Origin of the sequence: Rhizobium sp. AP16, assembly GCF_000281735.1 — a bacterium.
In the GTDB taxonomy this organism is placed as follows: Bacteria; Pseudomonadota; Alphaproteobacteria; order Rhizobiales; family Rhizobiaceae; genus Rhizobium; species Rhizobium rhizogenes.
Map to the genome: position 1 here is coordinate 73,886 of NZ_AJVM01000002.1, position 25,761 is coordinate 99,646.

24 protein-coding genes are annotated in these 25,761 nt (G+C 60.7%); 13 read left to right on the forward strand and 11 right to left on the reverse strand.

Translation table 11 applies throughout. The features are described from left to right. The first annotated feature begins 192 nt into the window (after positions 1 to 192). From PMI03_RS03370 to preA, 4 genes are all read left to right on the forward strand, one after another. Positions 193 to 987 carry a response regulator gene (locus PMI03_RS03370; protein WP_007689883.1) on the forward strand — a complete coding sequence of 265 codons (795 nt, stop codon included), beginning with the start codon at positions 193 to 195 and terminating at the stop codon, positions 985 to 987. Between the two features lie 186 nt (positions 988 to 1,173). Next, a complete protein-coding gene (locus PMI03_RS03375; RefSeq protein ID WP_174052487.1) occupies positions 1,174 to 2,166 on the forward strand; it encodes a sensor histidine kinase in 993 nt (330 codons plus the stop codon). A 509-nt stretch (positions 2,167 to 2,675) separates the two neighbouring features. Next, on the forward strand, positions 2,676 to 4,037 hold the full coding sequence (locus tag PMI03_RS03380) for an NAD(P)-dependent oxidoreductase (protein ID WP_007689887.1): 1,362 nt from the start codon (positions 2,676 to 2,678) through the stop codon (positions 4,035 to 4,037). 13 nt (positions 4,038 to 4,050) lie between these two features. Next, positions 4,051 to 5,364: an NAD-dependent dihydropyrimidine dehydrogenase subunit PreA gene (gene preA / locus PMI03_RS03385; protein ID WP_007689890.1), complete on the forward strand. Its 1,314-nt coding sequence runs from the start codon at positions 4,051 to 4,053 to the stop codon at positions 5,362 to 5,364. A 62-nt stretch (positions 5,365 to 5,426) separates the two neighbouring features. Here preA and PMI03_RS03390 read toward each other — a convergent pair whose 3' ends face one another. After that, positions 5,427 to 6,071: a TetR family transcriptional regulator C-terminal domain-containing protein gene (locus tag PMI03_RS03390; RefSeq protein ID WP_007689892.1), complete on the reverse strand. Its 645-nt coding sequence runs from the start codon at positions 6,069 to 6,071 to the stop codon at positions 5,427 to 5,429. A 301-nt stretch (positions 6,072 to 6,372) separates the two neighbouring features. Here PMI03_RS03390 and PMI03_RS03395 point away from each other — a divergent pair, with 301 nt between their 5' ends. Together PMI03_RS03395 and hydA are read left to right on the forward strand one after the other, a co-directional pair. Beyond that, positions 6,373 to 7,626: a Zn-dependent hydrolase gene (locus tag PMI03_RS03395; RefSeq protein ID WP_039973610.1), complete on the forward strand. Its 1,254-nt coding sequence runs from the start codon at positions 6,373 to 6,375 to the stop codon at positions 7,624 to 7,626. A gap of 49 nt (positions 7,627 to 7,675) precedes the next feature. After that, entirely contained in the window at positions 7,676 to 9,130 is a 1,455-nt protein-coding gene (gene hydA, locus PMI03_RS03400; RefSeq protein WP_007689896.1) for a dihydropyrimidinase, read from the forward strand. Between the two features lie 30 nt (positions 9,131 to 9,160). Here the strand turns inward: hydA and PMI03_RS03405 are convergent, their stop codons facing one another. Continuing rightward, positions 9,161 to 9,574, reverse strand: a complete 414-nt coding sequence (locus tag PMI03_RS03405; RefSeq protein ID WP_007689898.1) for a cupin domain-containing protein — start codon at positions 9,572 to 9,574, stop codon at positions 9,161 to 9,163. 123 nt (positions 9,575 to 9,697) lie between these two features. Between PMI03_RS03405 and PMI03_RS03410 the strand changes: the two genes are divergently transcribed. From PMI03_RS03410 to PMI03_RS03440, 7 genes are all read left to right on the forward strand, one after another. Beyond that, a complete protein-coding gene (locus PMI03_RS03410; protein ID WP_007689899.1) occupies positions 9,698 to 10,489 on the forward strand; it encodes an ABC transporter ATP-binding protein in 792 nt (263 codons plus the stop codon). A 9-nt stretch (positions 10,490 to 10,498) separates the two neighbouring features. Continuing rightward, entirely contained in the window at positions 10,499 to 10,834 is a 336-nt protein-coding gene (locus PMI03_RS03415) for a membrane protein (RefSeq protein WP_007689901.1), read from the forward strand. Positions 10,835 to 10,836: 2 nt separating this feature from the next. After that, positions 10,837 to 11,724, forward strand: a complete 888-nt coding sequence (locus PMI03_RS03420) for an ABC transporter permease (RefSeq protein WP_007689903.1) — start codon at positions 10,837 to 10,839, stop codon at positions 11,722 to 11,724. After that, positions 11,721 to 12,854, forward strand: a complete 1,134-nt coding sequence (locus PMI03_RS03425) for an ABC transporter permease (RefSeq protein WP_007689904.1) — start codon at positions 11,721 to 11,723, stop codon at positions 12,852 to 12,854. Before PMI03_RS03420 ends, PMI03_RS03425 begins: the two co-directional genes overlap by 4 nt. Positions 12,855 to 12,911: 57 nt before the next feature. Beyond that, positions 12,912 to 13,880 carry an ABC transporter substrate-binding protein gene (locus tag PMI03_RS03430; protein WP_007689905.1) on the forward strand — a complete coding sequence of 323 codons (969 nt, stop codon included), beginning with the start codon at positions 12,912 to 12,914 and terminating at the stop codon, positions 13,878 to 13,880. Positions 13,881 to 14,276: 396 nt separating this feature from the next. Then, positions 14,277 to 15,467 (forward strand): efflux RND transporter periplasmic adaptor subunit, encoded by a 1,191-nt coding sequence (locus PMI03_RS03435; protein WP_007689906.1) that lies wholly within the window; start codon positions 14,277 to 14,279, stop codon positions 15,465 to 15,467. 14 nt (positions 15,468 to 15,481) lie between these two features. After that, on the forward strand, positions 15,482 to 18,811 hold the full coding sequence (locus tag PMI03_RS03440) for an efflux RND transporter permease subunit (protein WP_007689907.1): 3,330 nt from the start codon (positions 15,482 to 15,484) through the stop codon (positions 18,809 to 18,811). A gap of 39 nt (positions 18,812 to 18,850) precedes the next feature. Here PMI03_RS03440 and ureG read toward each other — a convergent pair whose 3' ends face one another. The 9 genes from ureG to PMI03_RS03485 form a co-directional block, all read right to left on the reverse strand. Next, the gene (gene ureG, locus PMI03_RS03445; protein WP_007689908.1) at positions 18,851 to 19,462 is read right to left on the reverse strand and encodes an urease accessory protein UreG; all 612 of its coding nucleotides are present in this window, start codon (positions 19,460 to 19,462) and stop codon (positions 18,851 to 18,853) included. A gap of 106 nt (positions 19,463 to 19,568) precedes the next feature. Beyond that, the gene (locus PMI03_RS03450) at positions 19,569 to 20,255 is read right to left on the reverse strand and encodes an urease accessory protein UreF (RefSeq protein ID WP_007689909.1); all 687 of its coding nucleotides are present in this window, start codon (positions 20,253 to 20,255) and stop codon (positions 19,569 to 19,571) included. A gap of 6 nt (positions 20,256 to 20,261) precedes the next feature. Next, positions 20,262 to 20,765, reverse strand: coding sequence for an urease accessory protein UreE (ureE, locus tag PMI03_RS03455; RefSeq protein WP_007689910.1), 504 nt, complete (start codon positions 20,763 to 20,765; stop codon positions 20,262 to 20,264). Between the two features lie 79 nt (positions 20,766 to 20,844). After that, a complete protein-coding gene (locus tag PMI03_RS03460) occupies positions 20,845 to 21,702 on the reverse strand; it encodes a GGDEF domain-containing protein (protein ID WP_007689911.1) in 858 nt (285 codons plus the stop codon). Between the two features lie 339 nt (positions 21,703 to 22,041). Then, a complete protein-coding gene (locus tag PMI03_RS03465; RefSeq protein WP_007689913.1) occupies positions 22,042 to 22,716 on the reverse strand; it encodes a TIGR02117 family protein in 675 nt (224 codons plus the stop codon). 7 nt (positions 22,717 to 22,723) lie between these two features. After that, a complete protein-coding gene (ureC, locus tag PMI03_RS03470; RefSeq protein ID WP_007689915.1) occupies positions 22,724 to 24,433 on the reverse strand; it encodes an urease subunit alpha in 1,710 nt (569 codons plus the stop codon). A 4-nt stretch (positions 24,434 to 24,437) separates the two neighbouring features. Then, positions 24,438 to 25,061: a hypothetical protein gene (locus tag PMI03_RS03475; protein ID WP_039973611.1), complete on the reverse strand. Its 624-nt coding sequence runs from the start codon at positions 25,059 to 25,061 to the stop codon at positions 24,438 to 24,440. Positions 25,062 to 25,104: 43 nt separating this feature from the next. Further along, a complete protein-coding gene (locus PMI03_RS03480; protein ID WP_007689919.1) occupies positions 25,105 to 25,410 on the reverse strand; it encodes an urease subunit beta in 306 nt (101 codons plus the stop codon). A 23-nt stretch (positions 25,411 to 25,433) separates the two neighbouring features. Next, a complete protein-coding gene (locus PMI03_RS03485) occupies positions 25,434 to 25,736 on the reverse strand; it encodes an urease subunit gamma (protein ID WP_007689920.1) in 303 nt (100 codons plus the stop codon). Positions 25,737 to 25,761: the final 25 nt, after the last annotated feature.

A 25,761-nucleotide genomic window follows, 5' to 3' on the forward strand; every position in this document is an offset into this window, starting at 1 on the left:
TCTGCCTCGCCCACGTCCGTTTCGAGCCGAATTCGGAAGAGGATGAAACCTACTGTTCGTTGGCAGGGTAATGCCATTGCCTAAAAAAAGTTCCGGTGCAGAGGAACTTTTTTACCAAACTGGCGTTTCTTTGTCATTGCAGCTCGGAGGCTGTGTTTCAATTAAGAATTGATTAAAAGGCGGGAGCCATTAATGACACTTTCCACACGCATTGCGCCGCATCTTCCGTACTTGCGCCGCTACTCCCGCGCGTTGACCGGGACACAGACTTCGGGAGACGCCTACGTCGCAGCGGTCCTCGAAGCGATCATCAGCGATCTCTCCATCTTTCCGGAAACATCCAACGATCGCGTCGCCCTTTATAAACTCTTCACCAAGCTCTTCGGTTCCTCGGCGATCCAGATTCCCGAACCGACGTCGCCCTATGCCTGGGAGCAGCGCGCTTCGATAAACCTTGCAAAGGTGTCGCCGATCGCCCGTCAGGCCTTCCTTCTCGCCTCCGTCGAAAACTTCCGCCTCGGCGAGATCGCCAACATTCTCGAAGTGTCGGAAACCGAAGCCATGAGTTTGCTCGACAAGGCGTCGCAGGAGATTTCGCGCCAGGTTGCCACCGATATCATGATCATCGAGGATGAGCCGCTGATCGCGATGGATATCGAACAGATGGTGGAAAGCCTCGGGCATCGCGTGACCGGCATCGCCCGCACCCATGCGGAGGCTGTCGCCCTGCACAATGCCACCAAACCCAGCATGGTGCTTGCCGACATCCAGCTTGCCGACGGCAGCTCCGGCATCGACGCCGTCAACGAGATCCTCAAGACATCGAACATTCCGGTCATCTTCATCACAGCCTTCCCGGAGCGTCTGTTGACCGGCGAACGCCCCGAGCCGACCTTCCTCGTCACCAAGCCGTTCAATCCGGACATGGTGAAAGCCCTGATCAGCCAGGCGCTTTTCTTCAACGAAACCACAAAGGTGGCCGCCTGACACGATTCGACACCCTGTCGCGGAACAAAGATAGCAACCGAACGTTCCGGCTGCTAAGGGACGCTTTACCGACTGTTATGGCGAGTGAATATATGGACCGGATCGAGTTTTTCCGGCGGAGAATGCCCTGTTGGCGGGATTCTCGAAATTCGAGTGAAAGGCAAACCGGTGAATACGACTGAACCATTGTCCGGCGCGCCTTTAAGTTTTGAAGGCAAGGCCGCTATGATGGAGCGGGCGCTCGGAAGCGCCGGCATCTCGATCCTCTTTCAGGATACGACCCTTGCGATCCGCTATGCCGAAAACCTGCCCGACCACCTGAAACCATCCCTGATCATCGGCGGCACCGACCTGCACCTCTTCGGCGAGAAGGACGGCGCGCACCTGCTGCAGCTCAAGCGCGGCGTGCTGGAAAGTGGCAAGCCCGCCAGCGCGGAAGTGGAGCTTCCAACCGGCGATGGCGTACGCATCTACGAGCTGAAGATCGAGCGCATAGGCGGGCGCAAGCCGCAGGGCCTGCTCTCCGTCATCTCCGAGGTCACCGAGACGCGCCACCGCGAAAAGGTCCTGAAATCGCTGCTGCGTGAGCTGTCGCATCGCTCCAAGAACCTACTGGCAATCATCCAGGGCATCGCAACCCAGACAGCCCGCCATACGCTGACGATCGACAATTTCCTCATCAAGTTCCGCGGTCGCCTGCAGTCTCTGTCGAATTCTCAGGACCTGATCACCGATTCCAGCTGGCGCGGCGCCTATCTGTTCGAACTCGCCGAAAAGCAATTCGCCCCCTACTGGCCCGATGCCGGCGTACCCATGCCGATCTACGGGATCAACGCGCATCTGACGCCGAATGCCGCCGTGCATCTCGGCCTTGCCCTGCACGAACTGATTGTCAATTCCGCCTCGCACGGTGCCATTTCCGCGGGCGCCACGAGCATCACGCTGAATTGCAGGGAATCCGAACTCGACGGCAAGAAAGCAATCGAGGTCGCCTGGTCGGAACGCTTCTATTTCCCTGCCGACCACGAATTCGAGGATAATAGCTTCAGCCGCACCGTGCTCGAGCGCGTGGTCCCGAGCTCCATGAACGGCCGCGCCGATTTCTCCATCGGCGACGACAGCATCGGCTATCGCCTGATCATCCCTGAAAGCGAATACGAAATCCTCCGCCGCGGCTGAGCGCAGCTCATGAGAACGACAAATGAAAACAGCCAGTGCGAGGGCGGCGCACTGGCTGCTTTTCACTCATCGGGAGGGGACCGTGAGTAGTTGCCCGGTAACGATGTTGGGGGCGTGCATCGAACGATGCACTCATCACCAAGCATTCTCTAAACGACGGCGCCGGGGCCTTGGTTCCCATCTTTTTCAAAAAAAATTTTGATTTTCTTCTCATGCGTCCGCCGCCCATCTCGAAGGGGCAACGACAGCCGTCGCACGCCTTGAGAGCTTCTCCATAATTCCGGACTATTACAGTTAAGTTTTTCGATCTTTCCCCGATCAGAAACTCAAGAATACAAAATACAAAACATACTCTTAGTAGAAACCCTCCGGCCAGGTTCAGCACCGTGCGGTAGAGACCAACATTTCTACTTCGACGAAAGCGAAATCAAAAATTTTACCGTTTGATAAATTTTTTATCCTGAGTTACCGTTTGTTCCACTGGCCGTTTACTATAAGAGGGAACTTCAATGGGACGACTGGAAACTGGGATTCATAAAGGCCGGCTGACGCCCGCCGAGTATGATGCGAACTTCTCCGATCTTCATCCGCGCCTGAATGATCACGAGGCGCTGGTCGCTGCCGACCGCTGTTATTTCTGCTATGACGCGCCGTGCATGACGGCCTGTCCCACCTCCATCGACATTCCGCTGTTCATCCGTCAGATCTCGACGGGCAATCCGATCGGCTCGGCCAAGACGATTTTCGACCAGAACATCCTGGGCGGCATGTGCGCCCGCGTCTGTCCCACCGAACAGCTCTGCGAGCAGGATTGCGTGCGCAATACTGCCGAGGAGCGCCCGGTCGAGATCGGCCGCCTGCAGCGCTACGCGACCGATATAGCCATGGCCGAGAACAAGCAGTTCTACGCCCGCGCCGCATCGAGCGGCAAGAAGATCGCCGTCGTCGGCGCCGGCCCCGCCGGCCTTGCCTGCGCCCATCGCCTTGCGGTGAAAGGCCACGAGGTCGTAATCTTCGACGCCCGCGAAAAGGCCGGCGGCCTCAACGAATACGGCATCGCTACCTACAAGGCGGTCGACGATTTCGCGCAGAAGGAAGTCGATTACGTGCTGTCGATCGGCGGCATCGAGGTGAAGAACGGCCAGGCGCTCGGCCGCGATTTCAGCCTCGCCGATCTCGCCTCGCAATATGACGCCGTCTTCCTCGGCCTCGGCCTTGCCGGCGTCAACGCGCTGCGCGCAGAAGGCGAGGATCTTGATGGCGTCGCCGATGCCGTTGCCTATATCGCCGGCCTTCGCCAGGCGAACGACAAGGCCGATATCGCCATCGGCCGCCGCGTCGTCGTTCTCGGCGGCGGCATGACCGCCATCGACGCCGCCGTGCAGGCAAAGCTGCTCGGCGCCGAAGAGGTGACGATCTGCTATCGCCGCGGCAAGGAGCACATGAACGCTTCCGAGTATGAGCAGGATCTCGCTGCCTCCAAGGGCGTGATGATCCGCCATTGGCTGGCGCCGAAGCGCATTCTCGACAAGAACGGCAAGGTCGCCGGCATCGAGGTGGAATACACCGAACTGCGCGACGGCAAGCTCACCGGCACCGGCGATCTCGGTGTCATCGCCGCTGACCAGATCTTCAAGGCCATCGGCCAGACCTTCGAAGCCTCCGGCCTCGGGGCATTGCGCATGGAAGCCGGCCGCATCGCCATTGACGGCGAAGGCCGCACCTCGCTCGACCACGTATGGGCCGGCGGCGACTGCGTGCTCGGCGGCGACGACCTGACGGTCTCGGCTGTCGCACAGGGTCGCGACGCGGCCGAATCCATCAACCACGCGCTCGCTGCCTCTGCGCAGCCGAACGCCGCCGTCGCTTGAAGGAGAAATCGATATGGCAGATCTCCGCAATAATTTCGTCGGCATCAAATCCCCGAACCCGTTCTGGCTCGCCTCGGCGCCGCCGACCGACAAGGCCTACAATGTCGAGCGCGCCTTCAAGGCCGGCTGGGGCGGTGTCGTCTGGAAAACCCTTGGCGAGGAAGGCCCGCCGGTCGTCAACGTCAACGGCCCGCGCTACGGCGCGATCTGGGGCGCCGACCGCCGCCTGCTTGGCCTGAACAATATCGAGCTGATCACCGACCGTGACCTCTACACCAACCTGCGCGAAATGAAGCAGGTGAAGATGAACTGGCCGGATCGCGCCCTCATCGCCTCGATCATGGTTCCCTGCGTCGAGGATGCCTGGAAGGCAATCCTGCCGCTGGTCGAAGAAACAGGCGCTGACGGCATCGAGCTCAACTTCGGCTGTCCGCACGGCATGTCGGAACGCGGCATGGGGGCTGCAGTCGGACAGGTGCCGGAATATATCGAAATGGTCGTGCGCTGGTGCAAGCAATATACCCGCATGCCTGTCATCACCAAGCTGACGCCGAATATCACCGACGTCCGCATGCCTGCCCGCGCCGCCAAGGCCGGCGGCACCGATGCCGTGTCGCTGATCAACACGATCAACTCGATCGTTTCCGTCGACCTCGACAATTTCGCACCGAACCCGACGGTCGGCGGCAAGGGCAGCCATGGCGGCTATTGCGGCCCGGCGGTCAAGCCGATCGCGCTCAACATGGTGGCCGAGATCGCCCGCGATCCGCAAACCCAAGGCCTGCCGATCTCCGGCATTGGCGGCATCACCACCTGGCGTGACGCGGCCGAATTCCTGGCGCTCGGCGCCGGCAACGTGCAGGTCTGCACGGCGGCAATGACCTACGGCTTCAAGATCGTCCAGGAAATGATCACCGGCCTCTCCGACTGGATGGACGAAAAGGGACATCGCACGCTGGACGACATTATCGCCCGCGCCGTGCCGAACGTCTCCGACTGGCAGTATCTCAACCTCAACTACATCGCCAAGGCCAAGATCGACCAGGACGCCTGCATCAAATGCGGCCGCTGCTACATCGCCTGCGAAGATACCTCGCACCAGGCGATCACCAACATGGTGGATGGCGCCCGGCATTTCGAGGTGATGGACGAGGAATGCGTCGGCTGCAATCTCTGCGTCAGCGTCTGCCCGGTCGAAAACTGCATCACCATGGAGGAACTGCCGGCCGGCAGCCTCGACAAGCGCACCGGCAAGATCGTCGACCCGAACTACGCCAACTGGACGACCCACCCGAACAACCCAATGGCGCAGCAGGCGGCGGAGTAGCACGGGGGCAGTTCCAAAGAGAGCCTTCGCACTTATGTCGACATAAGTGCGAAGGCTAAGAACTAAGGCCGCCGAATGCCTAGCCCGTCGACAAATAGCTTTTCCAGATAGCGCGCCGCATCCTCGAAGCGCCCTTCTCCCGAATGTTCCTGCCCAAGCACAGCGCGCACCTGCACATCGAAATCGGCATAATGCTGCGTCGTCGACCAAATGGAGAAGATCAGGTGGTAGGGGTCGCATTTGGCGATCTTGCCGGCCTTGGCCCAGGTACGGATGACCTCGGCCTTTTCATCGACGAGGCTCTTCAGCGGACCGCGGAGCTCGTCCTCGATATGCGGCGCGCCCTGCAGCATCTCGTTGGCGAACAGGCGGCTTTCGCGTGGGAAATCGCGGGCCATTTCGAGCTTGCGGCGGATATAGGAGCGGATCTCGCTTTCGGGATTGCCATTGGCGTCGAAGGCGCGCAACGGCTCCAGCCAAGTGAACAGCACGCGGTCGATCAGCGCGCGGTGCATGGCCTCCTTGGTGCGGAAATAATAGAGCACATTGGGCTTCGACATGCCGGCGACATCGGCGATCTGATCGATGGTCGAGCCGCGGAAACCGTGGACGGAAAATACGTCCAGCGCGGCCTCGAGTATCACTTCCTCTTTTTCTTCCTGGATGCGGGTGCGGCGCTGGGTCCTGGCGGCTCTGGGAATGGCCATGTCTGCTCTGTTTCTCCTTGAAATCCAAGCCCTTCGGCCAAGTTCTCATTGCACCCTGCCCGCGCTGTAAATTTGGGCAATTGCCTGAAATTTTATCGGGAATTTTCGCGCTTTTCGTCTTGAGCGCCGCCACGGAAGTTGTAATGTTTACCAATCGGTCAAATTATCTGTCAGATGTCTTACAAAGGCAACCGGCGATTTTTCGGGGCAAGAAAAACAAGCAAACGCTCCGGCAACGACCATCGGGAACAATTGGGCATGCGCCTTGCATGCCCCAGGACAAACAGGTGAGGATTGCATCATGGTGGCAGCGCCAGGAGAAAACATGCGTATCAACGGCGATCGCCTTTGGGACGCATTGATGGACATGGCGAAAATCGGCCCCGGCATTGCCGGCGGTAATAATCGTCAGACGCTGACGGATGCCGACGCCGAAGGCCGCAGCCTTTTCAAAACCTGGTGCGAAGATGCCGGTATGAAAGTCGGCGTCGACAAGATGGGCACGATGTTCGCCACCCGCGCCGGCACCGATCCGGACGCGCTGCCGATCTATGTCGGCTCGCATCTCGACACCCAGCCGACCGGCGGCAAGTATGACGGCGTCCTCGGTGTCCTCGGCGCCCTCGAAGTCGTCCGCACGATGAACGATCTCGGCATCAAGACCAAGCATCCGATCGTGGTCACCAATTGGGCCAATGAAGAGGGTGCGCGCTTCGCCCCCGCCATGCTCGCCTCCGGCGTCTTCGCCGGCATGCATACGCTGGATTACGCCTATGGCCGCAAGGATCCGGATGGCAAGACCTATGGCGAGGAACTGAAGCGCATCGGCTGGCTCGGCGACGAAGAAGTCGGCGCTCGCAAGATGCACGCCTATTTCGAATATCACATCGAACAGGGTCCGATCCTCGAGGCCGAGGAAAAGACGATCGGCGTCGTCACGCATTGTCAGGGCCTATGGTGGCTGGAATTCACGCTGACCGGCAAGGAAGCCCATACCGGCTCGACGCCGATGAACATGCGCGTCAATGCCGGGCTTGCCATGTCGCGGATCATCGAGATGGTGCAGGGAGTGGCGATGGAAAACCAGCCGGGCGCCGTTGGCGGTGTCGGGCAGGTGTTCTTCTCGCCGAATTCGCGCAACGTCCTGCCCGGCAAGGTGGTCTTCACCGTCGACATCCGCACGCCCGACAAGGACAAGCTTGATCGCATGCGCGCCAAAATCGAGGTTGAAGCGCCAAAGATCTGCGACGCCCTCGGCGTCGGCTGCTCCGTCGAGGCCATCGGTCATTTCGAGCCGGTGACCTTCGATCCGAAGCTGGTAACCGCCGTGCGCAACGCCGCTGAGAGGCTCGGCTACAGCCACATGAACATCATCTCCGGCGCCGGCCACGACGCCTGCTGGGCCGCCAAAGTAGCACCTGCTACCATGGTCATGTGCCCCTGCGTCGGCGGGCTCTCGCACAACGAGGCGGAAGAGATTTCCAAGGAATGGGCGGCCGCCGGCGCTGACGTCCTGTTCCACGCGGTCGTGGAGACGGCGGAGATCGTGGCGTGATGCCCGTCTTCGCCGAGCACCAGAATCTCACATATCGGGAGCAGACACCATGAGCACTGTCATCAAGGGTGGAACCATCGTTACAGCCGATCTGACCTACAAGGCCGACGTCAAGATCGAGGGTGGGAAGATCGTCGAGATCGGGCAGAACCTGTCCGGTAGTGAAGTGCTCGATGCCTCCGGCTGTTATGTCATGCCGGGCGGCATCGACCCGCACACCCATCTCGAAATGCCGTTCATGGGCACCTATTCCTCCGACGATTTCGAGAGCGGCACGCGGGCGGCCCTTGCCGGCGGCACGACGATGGTGGTGGATTTCGCGCTGCCTTCGCCCGGCCAGTCGCTGCTCGAAGCGCTGACCATGTGGGACAACAAGTCGACACGGGCGAACTGCGACTACTCCTTCCACATGGCGATTACCTGGTGGGGTGAGCAGGTTTTCAACGAGATGGAAGCCATCGTCCGCGACAAGGGCATCAACACATTCAAGCACTTCATGGCCTATAAGGGCGCGCTGATGGTGGATGACGACGAGATGTTCTCGTCCTTCCAGCGTTGCGCCGAGCTTGGCGCGCTGCCGCTCGTCCATGCCGAAAACGGCGACGTGGTGGCACAGATGCAGGCAAAGCTGCTGGCCGAGGGCAATAACGGCCCGGAAGCGCATGCCTATTCCCGCCCCGCCGAAGTCGAGGGCGAGGCAACCAACCGCGCCATCATGATCGCCGACATGGCGGGCAGCCCGGTTTACATCGTCCACACCTCCTGCGAACAGGCCCACGAAGCCATCCGCCGCGCCCGCCAGAAGGGCATGCGCGTCTATGGCGAGCCGCTGATCCAGCATCTGACGCTGGACGAAACCGAATATGCCAATGCCGATTGGGACCATGCCGCCCGCCGCGTCATGTCGCCGCCCTTCCGCAACAAGCAGCATCAGGACAGCCTCTGGGCCGGCCTCGCTTCCGGCTCGCTGCAAGTGGTCGCGACCGACCATTGCGCCTTCACCACCGAACAGAAGCGTTTTGGCCTTGGCGATTTCACCAAGATCCCGAACGGCACCGGCGGCCTTGAAGACCGCATGCCGATGCTCTGGACCTACGGCGTCAACACCGGCCGCCTGACCATGAACGAATTCGTGGCGGTGACCTCGACCAATATCGCCAAGATCCTCAATTGCTACCCGAAGAAAGGCGCGATCCTCGTCGGCGCCGATGCCGATATCGTCGTCTGGGATCCGAAGCGCTCGAAGACCATTGCCGCCAAGACGCAGCAGTCGGCAATCGACTACAACGTCTTCGAGGGCAAGGAAGTGACGGGCCTGCCGCGTTATACCCTGACCCGCGGCGTAGTCGCCATCGAGGAAGGCACGGTGAAGACGCAGCAGGGCCACGGCGAGTTCGTCAAGCGCGAGCCCTTCACCGCCGCCAACCGGGCGCTTTCGACCTGGAAGGAAGTCACCGCGCCGCGCAAGGTGCAGCGCAGCGGTATCCCCGCGAGCGGGGTGTAGCGCTTGGCTCCGAAATTTCGGCCCATCAGCTCAAAGCGGCACCAATCGCTCCAGATCCGGCAGCAGGACGACGCTTTCCTGCTCGTTCGGGTCTGTGCGAGCGATGATGGCCGTCGCCGGCTGATCGCTGAGATTGGCGGGCAGATGCGGCACGCCGGCCGGAATGTAGAACATCTCGCCTTCGCGAACGATAACGTGCTCTTCCAGCTGGTCCCCAAACCAGCAATGTGTCTCGCCGGAGAGCGCATAGATCGCCGTCTCATGCGCGGCATGCAGATGCGCCTTGGCGCGGCCGCCTGGCGGGATGATCAGAAGATGCATGCAGATGCCTGTCGAGCCAACCGTCTCGGCGGCAATCCCCTCGAAATAGCTAAAGCCCTGCTTGCCGGCATAGGTGCCGCCAGGCCGCACGACACGGCAGGTGGGCTTCGATGACATACTCATGGCATTGCTCCTCTGGATCGGGCAGCCGCGCCGCGGCCTTGCCTTCCAAAGTTACCGCAATGCCAAACAGGATAACAAGCAATCCGCCGCTCTACGCGGTGAAAACATGACTGGTAGGTGTTAATGACGTCGCCCGCTTCCTCCGTCGTCTCTGCGCGGAACCTCTGTCTCACCTACGAGACCAATGACGGACCGGTGCACGCGCTGAGCAATGTCGATCTCGAGGTGAGCAAGGGCGATTTCGTTTCCTTCATCGGACCCTCCGGCTGCGGCAAGACCACGTTCCTGCGCGTCATCGCCGATCTCGAGCGCAAGACCTCCGGCGATATCACGGTCAACGGCATGACGCCGGACGAGGCTCGCGAGGCCCGCGCCTACGGCTATGTCTTTCAGGCGCCCGCCCTTTATCCCTGGCGCACCATCGAAAAGAACATCGCCTTGCCGCTGGAGATCATGGGCTATGCCAGGGCCGAACAGGCCAAGCGCATCGCCCAGACGCTCGATCTGGTCAATCTCACCGGTTTCGAGAAGAAATTTCCCTGGCAGCTTTCGGGCGGCATGCAGCAGCGCGCGTCGATCGCCCGCGCGCTCGCCTTCGATGCCGACCTGCTTTTAATGGACGAGCCCTTCGGCGCCCTCGACGAGATCGTTCGCGACCACCTCAACGAACAGCTGCTGAAGCTCTGGAAGCGCACGAACAAGACCATCTGTTTCGTGACGCACTCAATCCCGGAGGCGGTCTATCTCTCCACCAAGATCGTCGTCATGTCGCCCCGCCCCGGCCGCGTCACCGACATCATCGAATCCACGCTGCCGCTGGAGCGCCCGCTCGACATTCGCGAAACCCCCGAATTCCTGGAGATCGCCCATCGTGTCCGCGAAGGGCTGAGAGCGGGGCATAGTTATGAGGAATAGGATCGCACCATGAACCCGCAATTCCTCCTCTGGCTCGTCGGCGCCATGGCGATCTTCATCGGCGGGGCAACCGCCTCGCGAACCTATATCGCCAACAACAACATCCTGGTCCTAGTATTCGCGCTCGTTCTCTATTGCATCGGTAATCTGATGATGATCCGGCTCATGCGCGAGGGTGGGCTGGGGCTGGCGATATCAGCCTCCTCCATCGCCCAGCTCGTAGTCGTCAACATTGTTGCCTTCGTCGTCTTCGGCGAGCGGCTGAGCCTGCCGCAACTGGCCGGCGTCGGGCTCGGCATCGTCGCCATGGCGCTGATGCTGTTTCCCGCACAAGGGAGAGCGTGAGCATGGAGAAGGAGCAGTTCTTCAAGCACAAGTTCCTGCCGGTGACGACCATCGTGCTGGCGATCGTCCTGCTGTGGTACGTCTTCGCCGTCATCCTCAATGCGCCGTTCCAGCGCGATCTCGACCGGCGCGGCAACATCACCTCGACGACGATGGAATTCATCGGCAAGACGCTGGCGCAGCCGAAACCGATCCTGCCCGCGCCGCATCAGGTGGCGCAGAACGTCTTCGAAAACACGTTTCTGCGAGCCCCAACCAGCAATCGCAGCCTCGTCTACAATGCCTGGGTAACGCTCGCCCCCACCGCTGTCGGCTTTGCCTTCGGCACCGTGCTCGGTATTCTTTTTGCTGTTGGCATCGTGCATATGGTCGCGCTCGACCGCAGCCTGATGCCTTGGATCATCGCTTCGCAGACGATCCCTATCCTGGCAATCGCGCCGACGATCATCGTCGTCTTCAGTGCCTTAGGCATCGACGGCCTGATCCCCAAGGCACTGATTTCCACCTACCTGTCCTTCTTCCCCGTCACCGTCGGCATGACCAAGGGGCTACGCTCGCCGGAGACCATGCATCTGGACCTGATGCGTACCTATAACGCCAGTACGTCGCAGACCTTCTGGAAGCTGCGCGTGCCGGCCTCGATCCCCTTCCTCTTCACGTCAATGAAGGTGGCGATTGCCGCAAGTCTGGTTGGCACCATCGTCGGCGAACTTCCGACCGGAGCCGTCGCTGGCATCGGCGCCAAGCTGCTCGCAGGCTCCTATTACAGCCAGACGATCGACATCTGGGCGGCACTCGTCGCTGGCTCGGTACTTGCGGCGATCCTTGTCGCCATCGTCGGCATTGCCGCCCGTATCGTCAATCACTCGATGGGAGGGAGACCGGCATGAAACTGCTCCAGCTCTCCTGGCAGGGTCTTCTTGCCCTCCTGCTCTGCCTTGCCGCCGCGCTCACGCTACCGCTGTTTGCGGATGGCGCGCCGGAGCCGATCCCGTCGAGCGTTGTAGTACTCGTCTTCTTTCTCATCGTCGTCACTGCGATTTTTTCCCAATCTACTCTGCCGGCGCCTATCACTGCGGCCATCCTGTTTCTGGGCGCGCACGAAACCGCCTGGCTGCTGCTGTCCCAGATCACCGGCAACGAGGGCAAGGCTCAGCCCTCCTTCTTCCTGCTGGTCGCGGCCGGCTGGCTTCTCGCCTGGCGCTGCGTCTCCGTGTTGTCATCAACCCGGCCGCACTCCACCGTCGGCAATTATGGGCTGCGGCTGCTGATTCCATTGATTTTCGGCGTCTGGATTCTGATCATATGGGAGGCCGTGACGCGCGGCGCTGGCGTCTCCCTGGTTCTGCTGCCGCCGCCGAGCGCCGTCGGGGCAAGGATTGTCAGCTCGCTTCCAACACTTTGGACCGATATACAGCAGACCATCTTCAAATCGGTCCTGATTGGCTATATCATCGGCTGCGGCAGCGGTTTTATCGTCGCCATCCTCGCCGACCGCTTCGCTTTTCTGCGTCGTGGCCTGCTGCCGATCGGCAATTTCGTCTCGGCGATGCCGATCATCGGCGTCGCGCCGATCATGGTCATGTGGTTCGGCTTCGACTGGCAATCCAAGGCCGCCGTCGTCGTCATCATGACCTTCTTCCCGATGCTGGTGAACACCGTCGCCGGCCTTGCCGCCGCCGGCAACATCGAGCGCGACCTCATGCGGACCTATGCGTCGAGCTACTGGCAAACGCTGTTCAAACTGCGTCTGCCGGCCGCCGCTCCCTTTATTTTCAATGCGCTAAAGATCAACTCGACCTTGGCCATGATCGGTGCCATCGTGGCGGAGTTCTTTGGTACACCCATGTCGGGTATGGGGTTTCGCATCTCGACCGAAAACGGTCGGCTGAATCTCGACATGGTCTGGGCGGAAATCGCGGTCGCCGCAATTGCGGGGTCCGTCTTCTACGGCATCGTCGCCATTCTCGAGAGGATGACGACGTTCTGGCATCCGTCTATCCGCGGTGGAAAGACGTAGACTAAGATCCTGGGCAAGGGATCAGGGCATAACTTCAGAGGGAAAAGGGTGAAGACCATGAAAAGACTGATGCTTACACTGATGGCGAGCGCCATGGCGCTGACCATGGCTCAGGCCGCCAACGCCGCCGACAAGGTGACGCTGCAGCTGAAATGGGTGGCACAGGGCCAGTTCGGCGGCTACTTCGTTGCCAAGGACAAGGGCTTCTACAAGGAAGAAGGCCTCGACGTCGACATCAAGCCGGGCGGCCCGGATATCGCTCCGGAACAGGTGATCGCCGGCGGGGGCGCTGACGTGATCGTCGACTGGATGGGTGGTGCTCTGGTTGCCCGCGAAAAGGGCGTGCCGCTGATCAACATCGCCCAGCCCTTCGAAAAGTCCGGCCTCGAGCTGATTTGCCCGAAGGACGGCCCGGTCAAGACAGAGAAGGATTTCAAGGGCCATACGCTCGGCGTCTGGTTCTTCGGCAACGAATATCCCTTCTTCGCCTGGATGAACAAGCTTGGCCTGAAGACCGATGGCGGCAAGGATGGCGTCACCGTCTTGAAGCAGAGCTTCGACGTCCAGCCGCTCGTCCAGAAACAGGCCGACTGCATCTCGGTCATGACCTACAACGAATACTGGCAGGCGATCGATGCCGGCTTCAAGGCGGAAGACCTCACCGTCTTCAACTACTCCAAGCTCGGCATCGACCTTCTGGAAGACGGCCTCTATGTCAACGAGGACAAGCTGAAGGATCCGAAGTTCAAGGCCGACATTGTCAAGTTCGTCCGCGCGTCGCTGAAAGGCTGGAAATACGCCGTCGCGCATCCGGATGAAGCCGCCGAAATCGTCATGGACAATGGCGGCCAGGACGAAAACCACCAGAAGCGCATGATGGGCGAAGTCGCCAAGCTGATCGGCAGCGGCAAGCTCGACACCAAGCTCTATGATCGCACGGTCGAGGCCCTTCTCGATCAGAAGATCATCAACAAGAAGCCGACCGGCGCGTACACGCACGAGATCACCGACGCCGCGCTGAAATAGTCTCGGCGCAAACAAATGACCGGAGCGCGCGGGTTTCTTTACTCGCGCGTTTTTTTCATTTTGTAACAACCATCACAAAAAGCTGGCTTTATCCTCGCGCTTGCATGAAAAGCCAGACGTCGATCAAGTATCTGAATGCAGACATCACAATGCCGTGATTGATCCATAGCGTCTCTACCATTAGTATCACCCGACGATGGAAATCATTTTCTCGTGATCTTGCAGGATTTGGAAAACGTTCCCATGTAATGGGACAAATTGAGGATGAGGGGCTTTCTGGCATGACAGACGGATGTTGATCCGCCGGACGAAGCCGGCCCGCATGCATATCCCCCGTGTTCGCGACGGAAACAGCGAAATCCCCGTTACCCAAAATGCCGAACTGGAACCGGACGCATGGCCCTCACGCCGCATAGATTTCTGAGCACGACCGCAATCCTGCTTGCCCTTTTGTCAGCGCCCGCGGCCTTAGCGGAAGAGCCAGCCGTAACCGCTCCGAAACAGAATCTACCGGCCATCGTCGTCACGCAGGCGCAAACGCGAAAGCTGGTCGACAAGGTGGTCGCCACCGGCACGGTGAAAGCCGTGGAAGAGGTTTATATTCAGCCGCAGGTCGACGGCCTGTCGGTTCGCTCGCTCAATGCCGATGTCGGCGACAAGGTCGAGGCTGACAGCACGCTCGCCACGCTGAACGACGACGCGCTGATCCTGCAGAAGAGCCAGATGGCGGCGACGAAGGCCAAGGGTCAGGCGACGCTTGCACAGTTACACGCGCAACTCACCGAAGCGCACGCCAATGCGGAAGAGTCTGAATTGCAGCGCCTGCGCGCCGTCTCCATGGGCGCCAAGGGTACCGTCTCGACCTCCTCGGTCGAGCAGGCGAACGCGACGGCCGCCGCCAACAAGGCGCGCGTGGCCTCGGCCGAACAGGCGATCGCCGTTGCCGAAGCCGATCTCAAGGTCACCGACAGCCAGATTGCCGATACCGATCTGAAACTCGCCCGCACCGGTATCAAGACGCCGGTTGCCGGCACCGTTGCCTCGCGCAACGCCCGCATTGGCGCCATCGCCAACGGTAGCAGCGATCCGCTGTTCACCATCATCCGCGACAGCAAGCTTGAGCTTGTGGTCGATGTTTCCGAAAGCGACATCACCAAGATCAGTATCGGGCAGAAGGCGTTGATTTCACTGTCCGGCAGCCGCGAAAAGCTCTCGGGCACAGTGCGTCTGGTTGCGCCGATCGTCGATTCGGTGACCCGTCTGGGCGCTGTCCATATTTCCATCGATGAGGGCGACAAGGCTCGCGCCGGCATGTATGGCAGCGCCGAGATCGTGATCCGCGAGACCCAGGGCGTCGCCCTGCCATTGACCGCCGTCAACAGCGATGAGAATGGCTCCTCCGCCCGCAAGGTCGAGAGCGGCGTGGTCAAATTCGTCAATGTCGAGACCGGCATCCAGGACGGCGCCTATGTCGAGATCGTCAAGGGCCTGCAGGATGGCGAAGAAGTCGTGGCCAAGGCTGGCGCCTATGTCCGCGACGGCGACCATATCACGCCCGTTAAACAAGCGCCGCAAGCGTCCAACTGAGCGAGAACGGCAAGATGAACTTTTCCGCCTGGTCCATCCGAAATCCGGTCGCGCCGCTTCTGGGCTTTTTCCTGCTGATGGTGGTAGGAGCGCACGCCTTCTTCAATCTGCCGATTACCCGTTTCCCGAATATCGACGTGCCGGTCGTCAACGTGACCGTGACGCAGAGCGGCGCATCGCCCGCCGAGCTCGAAATGCAGGTGACGAAGGAGATCGAAGACGCCGTCGCCAGCATCAACGGCATCGACGAGATCCAATCGACCGTCACTGACGGCCAGTCGCAGACCGTCGTGGTCTTCCGCCTCGAAGTGCCGACTCCGCAGGCTGTTCAGGATACCAAGGACGCGATCGACCGCATCCGCGGCAACCTGCCCTCTACCATCGATGAACCGATCGTCTCCAAGGTCGATGTCGAAGGACAGGCGATCCAGAGCTTCGCCGTCTCCTCACCGAACATGACGCTCGAGGAAATGTCCTGGTTCGTCGACGATGTCGTCAAGCGCGCACTGCAGGGCCAGTCCGGCATCGGCCGCGTCGATCGTTACGGCGGCGCCGACCGCGAAGTCCGCATCGAGCTCGATCCGAACAAGCTGAACGCCTATGGCATCACCGCGCTTTCGGTCAGCCAGCAACTGCGCGGCACCAATATCGATCTCGGTTCCGGCCGTGGCCAGGTGGCGGGCAGCGAGCAGGCAATTCGCGTCCTTGGCGACGCCCGCGAGGTTGCCCAGCTTGCCGACACCACGATCGCGCTGACCAATGGCCGCTTCGTCAAGCTCTCCGATCTCGGCGTCATCAAGGACACCTATCAGGAGCCGAAGTCCTTCTCGCGCTTCAACAGCACGCCCGTCGTCACCTTCGGCGTATTCCGCGCCAAGGGCGCCAGCGAAGTGACCGTCGCCAAGACCGTGGGCGACACGCTGGACAAGGTGCGCGCCGAAAACCCGAATGTCTCCATCGAGCTGATCGACGACTCCGTCTACTATACCTACGGCAACTACGAAGCGGCGATGCATACGCTGCTCGAGGGTGCGCTGCTGGCGGTCATCGTCGTCTTCCTGTTCCTCAGGAACTGGCGAGCGACACTGATCTCGGCCGTCGCCCTGCCGCTCTCGGCGATCCCGACCTTCTGGATCATGAACCAGATCGGCTTCTCGCTGAACCTCGTCAGCTTCCTGGCACTGACGCTGGCGACCGGTATCCTCGTCGACGACGCCATCGTCGAGATCGAGAACATTGCCCGCCATATCAAGATGGGCAAGACGCCGTATCGTGCCGCGATCGATGCCGCCGACGAAATCGGCCTCGCCGTCATCGCCACCACCTTCACCATCATCGCCGTCTTCGTTCCGGTCTCCTTCATGCCGGGCATTCCTGGCCAGTATTTCATCCAGTTCGGCCTGACGGTCGCCTTCTCGGTGTTCTTCTCGCTGCTGGTCGCGCGACTGATCACGCCGATGATGGCCGCCTATCTGATGCGTCCGGAAGACGCCGTTGACGACCATCACGATAATGATGGCCGCTTCATGCGCGGCTATAGCTGGCTGGTTCGGTTGACGACAAGAAAATGGTACACGCGCTACCCGACCTTGCTCGCAGCCTTCGCATTCTCCATCGCCTCCGTCTTCGCGCTGATCATGTTCGTGCCCGGCAGCTTCATCCCCCCGGAAGATGCGTCCCGCATCGTGCTCTCGGCAGAGCTGCCGCCCAATGCCCGGCTCGACGACACAGAGCGCGCAACCAATGAAATTTACAGCCGCGTCAAGGACATCAACGGCGTTGCAAGCGTCTTCGTCCTCGGCGGCGCCTCGCCCAAGGGCGATCTGGAACTGCGCCGCGCAACGATTACACTGACGCTCGGCAAGCTCGACCAGTCACTCGTCAAGAAGCTGGTCAACGATGTGCTCGGCTCGTTGCCGGTCATCGGCCCCTATCTGCCGAAAGTGACCGTCCATGGCCGCGAGCGCCCGCAATGGGATATAGAAAAGGAAGTCTTCGCCAAGCTGCGTTCGCTTCCCGACGTCCGCATTACCAAGCTCAACGATCGCGGCGATCGCGACCTGACCTACAACTTCCTCTCCCGCAACGAGAAGGATCTGAACCAGGCCGTCGGCATTCTCGAAGCCAAGCTGCGCAGCGATCCGGCCCTTGCCAATGTCAGCGCCGACGGTGCCCTGCCCCGGCCGGAGCTGCAGATCTATCCGCGCAAGGATGAAGCCGCCCGCCTCGGCATCACGCCGCAGATGATTTCCGACACGGTGCGTGTTGCGACCATCGGCGATATCGACGCCTCGCTGGCCAAGATCTCGCTTGATGATCGCCAGATCCCGATCCGGGTGCAGGCATCGCTCGGCCTGCGCCGGGACCTCGCCTCGATCCGGGCATTACGCATCAAGGCTGCCTCGGGTGCTTCCGTTCCGATGTCGAGCATCGCCGACATCGACTATTCTGAAGGCCTGTCCTCGATCAAGCGCAACAACCGCTATCGCGTCGTCGCGATTGGCGCGGATCTGCCGCAGGGCGTGGCGCTGGATACGGCTTCCAGCCACTTCCTGAGCATCGTCAACAGCGCCCAGATCCCGGCTAGCGTCCATCTGGCGGAAAGCGGCGACACTAAGATCCAGAAGGAAATGCAGACAAGCTTCGGCAACGCGATGCTGATGGGCCTGCTGCTGGTACTGACGGTGCTGATCCTGCTGTTCAAGGATGTGATCCAGCCCTTCACCATCCTACTATCACTGCCTCTGGCGATCGGCGGCGTGGCGCTGGCGCTGATCATGACCGGCAACGCCCTGTCCATGCCCGTCATGATCGGCATTCTGATGCTGATGGGCATCGTCACCAAGAACGCTATCCTGCTGGTCGATTTTGCCATCGAAATGATGCATCACGGCATGCCGAGGCTGGAGGCCGTGGTCGAGGCCGGCCGCAAGCGCGCCCGCCCGATCATCATGACCTCGATCGCCATGTCCGCCGGCATGCTGCCATCGGCGCTTGGCGTCGGCGAAGGCGGTTCGTTCCGCGCGCCGATGGCAATCGCGGTAATCGGCGGCATCATCGTCTCCACCGTGCTCAGCCTGGTGGTCGTGCCGTCCTTCTTCCTGATCATGGACGACCTGTCGCGCCTGCTTGCCTGGCTCTTCGGCCGTCTGGTCGGCAAGAGGGATGCGGATGACGAGGTCCTAACCAAGGAAAGCCTGGCAGCCGCCGTCAACGAGAACCGCAAGTCGCTGACCGCGTTGGAAGAGCGCATCGACGCCGTGGAGCACAAGGACGCGCCGCAACATGGCAGCGCGATGACAAGGACAAATATCCTGAAGCTGCCGCCATTCGCAGCCGAATAGCCGCGGCCCGGCAGTAGAATTAACGAACGGAGGGGCGGCTTAAAGGCCGCCCTGTTCCTTTAGGAAGTCGACGATCGCTCCAACACCATCACCGCGCTTCATGTCAGAGAAGACGAAGGGACGAGCCTGACGCATCCGCGTCGCATCGCGGTCCATCACGTCGAGATCGACATCGACGAAAGGCGCGAGATCCTTCTTGTTGATGACGAGAAGGTCGGACTTGGTAATCCCCGGACCACCCTTGCGCGGAATTTCCTCACCCTGGCAGACCGAGATCACATAGATGGTGATGTCGGCGAGATCCGGCGAAAACGTCGCCGCCAGATTATCGCCGCCGGATTCGATGAAGACGACGTCGAGATCGGGAAGCCGCTCGTTGAGGCCGGCAATGGCCTGCAGGTTGATCGTTGCATCCTCGCGGATGGCGGTGTGCGGACAGCCGCCAGTTTCGACGCCGACGATGCGATCCGACGTCAGCGCCTGCATTCGCACCAGCGCCTCGGCATCTTCCGTCGTGTAGATATCGTTGGTGACGACGGCAACGGAATAATCGTCCCGCATCGCCTTGCACAGCTTCTCCGTCAGCGCCGTCTTGCCCGAACCGACAGGCCCGCCGATGCCGACGCGCAGAGGTCCATTTCTCGATTTCATGCTCAAAACTCCAATGAAAAATCAGGATAGCGAAGCGCGATCCTGCCGCACAGCGGCGAATGACGTAGGAATGGCTTCGAATATAACATTTTCCCGCACCGTCTGTTCATGAGCGAAAGAGGCGCGTGCCCTGCGTTTCATGACGAAGGCTCGCAATATCGGCCTGAACCGTCGCAGCGCCGAGATCATCGAGGCTTGAGCGCGCGGCACGTTTCGCCACATCGGCGATGACATCCTCCAGCGCCGCCAGGATTGCGACACCGTCCTTCTGCCCGCTCACCCCGAGACGGATGCCAGCAGACATCATCTGCGACGCCAGCGCATGCAGGAAGGCGGCAAGCGCCTCTTCACAGGCGATCCCATGCGCGCGGGCGACGGCACCGACAGCGACAGGATAGGCCGTCTTTACGGGCAGTATCGAAAAGACCGGATGCGGCCAGGCAACGGCTGCGGAAAGAAAGGCCTCGCCGAGCAGCATGGTTTCCTGATGCCGCTCCTTGGAGCCGGCGAGCGCCTCAGCAAGCTCGGCCACGTCTGCCAGCCGCACCGCATCCTCACCGGCGCCATGCGCCTCGGCCAGCAGGACGGCATCGTTCCAGGCGGAGCCATGACGGATCAACGCTGTAATCCAGTCCTTGAGGCTTTCCGCATCCTGTACCAGCCCATCATGAACGGCACGCTCCAGGCCGCCTGAATAAGCAAAGGAGCCGATGGGAAAAGCCGGTGACAGCCATGCCATCAGCCGCAGGAGCGCCTGCAGATCGCGATTGCCTGTCGCTGGAACCTCGGTCATCGACGGTCAGTCGTGCGAATGATCATGATGGTCGTGGCCATGGCTGTGCCCATGGTCGTGACCATGCGAATGACCGCCATGCGCGTGATAGGCGCCGCGTGCAGGCTGGAAGGGCTCGCTAACCTCCGTCACGGTCGCGCCGAGACCTTCGAGCATGGCGCGGATGACGTGATCGCGCAGGATGAGGATGCGCTCCTCTTCGATCTGCGCCGAAAGATGCCGGTTGCCGAGATGCCAGGCGAGCTCGATCAGATGCAGGCGGTTACGCGGCCTGATCTCGAACAGCTTTTCCGCGGCGGCGACGATCTCGATCAGCTCGCCGTCCTCGCGCACCAGCAGGTCGCCATTGGCGAACAGAACCGGCTCCTTGAGATCGAGCATGACCATCTCGCCATTTTCGAGATGCAGCAGCTTGCGGCGCAGATGGCGCAGATCATGCGGCAGCTCGACACGATCGATCGGATTGGAAGAAGGGGTGCCGGCTGGCAGATAGGAAGTGACGCGTTGCATGACGTATCCAATTCAAAGCTTTGTCAGACCATGCAAAATAGTCGCTTTCCGCGCAAGGACCAATGCCGGTTTCGCAGGCCTATATCCGGGTGCCGTATCGATATTGCTCGACATGATCCGGCACCGTCTCCTGCTCATCGGTCGCACAGCGATGCCAGGCCTGGTTCATCCATTCGCTCTCATGGACGATGCGATTGCGACCGAGCGCCTTGGCGAGATAAAGCGCCTTGTCGGCGGCGGCATAGGCGGCCTCTTTCCTGCGTGGCCCCCATATGTCGGCGATCCCTGCCGAAATGGTGATCGTCACCGCGCCGCCCTCGACGGCAATGGCGTGTTCCGCAATCAGCGCCTTCACATCCTCGATGCGGGCGATGCGCTCAGCCATATCGCGGCCATGGACGATGGCGCCGAACTCCTCGCCGCCCAGACGGGCAACCACATCCCTGCCTCCGAAAATGCTGGAAAAGATCTGCGACACGGCGATGATAACGGCATCGCCCGAGGCGTGCCCGTAACGGTCATTGATCGTCTTGAACCGGTCGACATCGAAGATCACCAGCGAAGCATCGGCCTCAACGCTGTCCAGAGCCTCGGTAAAGGCGCGGCGATTCAACAAGCCGGATAGCATGTCCGTGCGGCTCAGTCGTTCGAATTCGGCATTGGAGAGCGCGAGCTTGTGAATTGCATGGCCGGCCAACAACGCCAAGGCGGCGGAAACAATGCCACCGATGAACGACGCGAGGAGAATGCAGAGGCGAACAGCATCCAGCATCGGCAACGGCAATAGACCAAACCACTGTACGACCGGCAGCATCAGGAGGATGATTGCAACGGACAGAACGATGGCGGCGCAACTCATCTTTAGCGCGAAAAAGTATATCGTGCGGCGGCACTGAAAATCACCCAGTTCGGCCTGCAGCGAAATCCATTGTTTCATGCGACTCACCTTCCTCAGCCCACCGTGCCCATGAGGTGAGATAGGGGTGAAGGCTCTTCCAGGTCTTTAAGGCAATGATTAAAATGCGTGGCATTTCCCAACTTGTGAACGATTAGAAATAACTGCCGACGGCATGCACGGTATCGGGTGAGACAACGACTCCTGAGCTTGATTACGCAAGTCTCTGATAATGCTTCATTAGTTCGGAGGCCTTATAGAAAACCCCTGAAATCCTAGGGATGCAGCACCGGTCGATCGATAAAACGCAATGGGAGCGGCAGAAAACCGAGGATAAAAGTGGGCGACGGCCTGTAATCGCGCTCATCAATCGGAGACAGCTTAATTGTAAAAAGCGAGCGACAGTTTCAGCGTCTCCGGAACCGGATTCCACAGGCCGGTTCTGATCCCCGCGGTTCGCAAGGCAGCCGCCGTCCAGGTATTGCAGCCGAAGAGTAAATTGAAATAACCCTTCGCCTCGAAGAAGCGATCGGCAACACCATAGGCTGCATCGGCGACAGGCATGACCTCTCCGTTTTGTTCCTCAAAGCTCCCCGCAACGAAGCCCAACAGAGCCTTGAATTCCCCGGAGTTGATATCGAATGCCTGCACGGCAGGATGCTGCTCGGGAAGGTGTCCTGCGACATCGACGTGCAGCACCGATCTGTCCAGCGTCAGAGCCCGCAGCACCGGCATCGGCTTCAGGTCGGCCCAGTGTGGCGTTTCCAGATAAAAGGCGCGACCGCCCCAGCCGAAGATCAGCCATTCGGCATCAGGCGACGCCAGCGGAATGCCGGCCTGTCCAAGAAAGGAAAACGCCGCCCGGGTCTCGTCATTGAGCGGCACCGCAATGTCGGTGTGGATCGGGTTGGAAAGCACCAGAATGCGTCGCGTAGCCGCAACTTCGTCGGCCGCCTTGGCAGGCGCAAATAATGGTCTCGGAATGAAAGTTCCGCCCGCCACGGCCAGCACAGCCAGCAGCACCAGGCGAAACAACCAGCGGATGGCTCCCCCCATCAGGCGCTTAGAACAGGAAGTAACGCTGCGCCATCGGCAGCACTGTCGCCGGTTCGCAGGTCAGAAGCTCGCCGTCAGCCCGCACCTCGTATGTCTCAGGATCGACCTCGATATGCGGCGTCAGGCTGTTATGGATCATCGACGCCTTGGAGATGCCGCCACGGGTATTCTTGACGGCAAGGAGCTTTTTGGCAACGCCGAGCCTGCCGGCGAGACCGGCATCGAGCGAGGCCTGCGACACGAAGGTGACCGAAGAATTCGTCAGGCTCTTGCCATATGCGGCAAACATTGGGCGGTAATGCATCGGCTGCGGCGTCGGGATCGAGGCATTCGGATCGCCCATGGGCGCCGCCGCGATCGAACCGCCGAGCAGAACCATCTCCGGCTTGACGCCGAAAAAGGCCGGGTTCCAGATCACCAGGTCGGCACGCTTGCCGACTTCGATCGACCCAACTTCATGGCTGAGGCCCTGGGCGATCGCCGGATTGATCGTATATTTGGCGATGTAGCGCTTGACGCGGAAATTGTCGTTGTCGCCGGTTTCCTGGGCCAGACGGCCGCGCTGGCGCTTCATCTTGTCGGCAGTCTGCCAGGTGCGGATTGCCACCTCGCCGACGCGGCCCATGGCCTGGCTGTCGGACGAGATGATCGAGAAGGCGCCGATATCGTGGAGGATATCTTCCGCCGCGATCGTCTCCTTGCGGATACGGCTTTCGGCGAAGGCGATGTCTTCCGGGATAGACGGCGACAGATGATGGCAGACCATCAGCATGTCGAGATGCTCGGCAATCGTGTTAACCGTATAGGGCCGCGTCGGATTGGTCGAAGACGGAATGACGTTCGACTGACCGCAGATCTTGATGATGTCAGGCGCATGGCCGCCGCCGGCACCTTCGGTGTGGAAAGCATGGATGGTGCGGCCCTTGATGGCGCCGATCGTGTCTTCGACGAAGCCGCTTTCATTCAACGTATCCGTGTGAATCATCACCTGCACGTCATACTCGTCGGCGACGGACAGGCAGCAGTCGATCGCGGCTGGCGTCGTGCCCCAATCCTCGTGGAGCTTCAACGAGCAGGCGCCGGCAAGCACCATTTCCTCAAGGGCGGCCGGCAGCGACGCATTCCCCTTGCCGGCAAGCGCGAGGTTCATGGGAAAGGCATCGAAGCTTTCGATCATCCGTTCAATATGCCAGGCGCCGGTGCAGGTGGTCGCAAGCGTGCCATGCGCAGGCCCGGAGCCGCCGCCGAGCATGGTCGTCACACCGCTCATCAGCGCCTCTTCGATCTGTTGCGGGCAAATGAAGTGGATATGTGCGTCCATGCCCCCCGCAGTCAGGATCTTGCCTTCACCGGCAATGATTTCCGTCGAAGGACCGATGATGATCGTGATCCCTGGCTGGGTGTCCGGGTTGCCAGCCTTGCCGATCGCGGCGATACGGCCGTTCTTCAGACCGACATCCGCCTTGACGATGCCCCAGGTGTCGACGATCAGCGCGTTGGTGATGACGGTATCGACGGCGCCGTTTGCCCGCGTCACCTGGCTCTGCCCCATGCCGTCGCGAATGACCTTGCCGCCGCCGAACTTCACCTCTTCGCCATAGGTGGTGAAATCCTTCTCCACCTCGATGAAGAGCTCGGTGTCGGCAAGCCGGACCTTGTCGCCGGTGGTCGGCCCGAACATGTTGGCATAGGCGGCGCGGGAGATCTTGTAGGACATGAAATCAGGCTCCTTGGGAGGAAAGAATGGATGTTGTGCTGGCGATGCGCCGGAGGCGGCCAAGGGAAATATAAAAGTCGACCAATCGCTTCTCAGCCGCGAAGGGGTGACCGTCCCAGCCGGTGTGGCTGAAGCCGGTGATGGCGATGTCGTCGTCGGGGTGGAGCAAAAGCAGCGCGCCGATCGCGACCAGGCCGCTGCTTGGTACGATATAAGAATCCGGTTCATGCGCAGAAAGCGCCTCGTCAAGGCGCTCATGAACGGATTGGTCGATCACGACATGGCGCTTGCCGGTTGCGCGGCAAAAGGCGGTGAACTGATCGGTGTAATCGTCGCAGAAATCATTGAGTTCCGGATGCAACAGGGCAAGCGGCGCACGCAATGCAGCGAACTTGCGGGGATCGCGCGCACTCCAGATTTCCGATGCTGCCGCAACTGGCGGGCTTTTGCGCCATTCGGCGGAGCCGAGCATGGCACGGGCGGGCCTGCCGGTATTGCAGACGGCGACGATATCCGTGCGGGTGCCACCTGCCCCGAAAGAACGGCAATCATTGAAGCGCACGACCATGTCGGCGGCGTCGATCTCACTCGCCGCCCCCTCAGCAATCTCGCCGTTGCCGACGATCATGATCCTGCGTTTCGCGCTCACTATGCGCCCTCCCCGGCAAGCTTCAGAGCTTGCCCATGACCTGCTGGCGGAAGCCGTAGACCTCGCGCTTGCCGGACAGCGGGATCAGCGTCACCGAGCGCGTCTGGCCCGGTTCGAAACGCACGGCGGTTCCCGCCGGAATATCCAGCCGCATGCCCCTCGCCTTATCCCGATCGAAAGACAGGCCGCCGTTCGTCTCGGCGAAATGATAATGGCTGCCGACTTGCACCGGCCGGTCGCCGGTATTGGAGACCTCCAGCGTTACGGTCGGCGCGCCGACGTTGAGTTCGATATCGCCGCTCGCGGCAATGATTTCGCCTGGGATCATGGTCTTTCTCCTCTGCCCGTCGCTCAGCGGATCGGCTCGTGCACGGTCACCAGCTTCGTTCCATCCGGAAACGTCGCCTCGACCTGCACGTCATGGATCATCTCGGCAATCCCTTCCATCACCTGATCGCGGGTGATGACATGGGCGCCGGCCTCCATCAGCTCGGCGACCGGGCGGCCATCACGGGCGCCCTCGACGACGAAGTCGGAGATCAGTGCGATGGCTTCGGGATAGTTGAGCTTGACGCCGCGCTCCAGCCGTCGCCGCGCCACCATCGCCGCCATGGAAATCAACAGCTTGTCTTTTTCTCTCGGAGTGAGGTTCATCGCCTACCTATGTGATTGCTATGTT